This is a genomic window from Streptomyces sp. NPDC033221, from assembly GCF_055577005.1.
Map to the genome: position 1 here is coordinate 1 of NZ_JBVIQN010000098.1, position 1430 is coordinate 1430.

The 1430-nt window shown below is 73.7% G+C and carries 1 protein-coding gene; it reads right to left on the reverse strand.

From position 1 onward, the window contains the following. Positions 1-1430, reverse strand: a 1430-nt coding sequence (locus ACZ53K_RS42685) for a condensation domain-containing protein (protein ID WP_468848542.1), incomplete at both ends; no start/stop codon positions are given.

The window sequence follows — 1430 nt, forward strand, 5'->3', positions numbered from 1 at the left end:
AGCTCCACCACCCGGCCGTGCGTCTCCGCGTCCCACCGGAACGGGACGACCGCGCCCCGATGGTCACCGGATGACGGACGCGAACGGTCGTACGGCAACGCCAAATCGCCTGCCAGGCCGGCCAGTTCCTTTTTCCAGAACGCCGTCTGGCGCGCGATCGTCCCGCCATCGGCCGCCAACAGGTCCCGCTGCCACAAGGCGAAATCCGCGTACTGCACCGGCAGCGCGTCCCACTTCGGCGCGCCACCGCCGGCCCGCGCCTCGTACGCCGTCACCACATCCCGCCACAACGGCGCCAGGGACCACCCGTCCGCCGCGATGTGATGGACCAGGAGCACCCACACGGACTCGTCCTCGGGCCCACGGAACAGCTCGGCCCGGATAGGGAGTTCGCGTGAAAGGTCGAAGGCGTACCGTGCGGCCCGCACCACCTCGGGTGTGTCGGCCGCCGCCTTCCCGACAGGCGTCACCGTCAGGTACGGCCGGTCCGCGTCGTGGTCACGCACCACCTGGTACGGCTCACCGTCCGCCGCCTCGGCGAACACCGTCCGCAGCACTTCGTGCCGCGCGACCACGTCCCCCAGCGCCACATCCAACGCCCCTGCGTCCACCACCCCCCGCAGCCGCAGCACCAACGGCACGTTGTACGTCGCGTCCGGCCCCGCCAGCCGGTGCAGGAACCACAGGCGCCGCTGCCCGGACGACAGCGGCAACCGGGTGGGCCGTTCGGCGCGTACGACGGCGGGCCGGGCAGCCGCCGCGCCCTCCACCCGCCGTGCCAGCGCGGCCGGAGTACGCGCCTCGAACAGGGCTCGGAGGGTCAGCTCCCGGCCCAGCGCGGCGCGGGCCGAGCTGACGAGCCGGGTCGCGAGGAGGGAGTGGCCGCCCAGGTCGAAGAAGTCGTCCTCGGCGCCCACCTCCGGCAGGCCGAGCACGTCGGCGAACAGACCGCACAGGATCTCTTCGCGAGCATCGCGCGGGAAGCGGCCCGAGGTGGTTCCGCTGGGCCCGGTGGCGGCGGCGCCGGGTTCCGGGAAGGCCCGGTGGTCCAGCTTGCCGTTGGGGGCGAGCGGCAGCGCGTCCAGAAGTATGACCGCTGAGGGGACCAGGTGCGCGGGCAGCCGCTCCCCCACGTACCGCCGCAGCTCGCCGGGGGCCGCGGCATGATCGCCCGCGAGGACCGCGTAGGCCACCAGCCGCCGGTCGCCCGGGCGGTCCTCGCGCACGACGACGGCGGCGCGGGCGACGGCGGGGTGGGCGGTGAGGGCTGCCTCCACTTCCCCCGGCTCGATACGGAAGCCCCGTACCTGCACCTGGTCATCGGCCCGCCCGACAAACTCCAACTGCCCGTCGGCACGCCACCGCACCAGATCCCCGGTCCGGTACATCCGCTCGCCCGCCGCACCGAACGGACACGCCACAAAACGCTC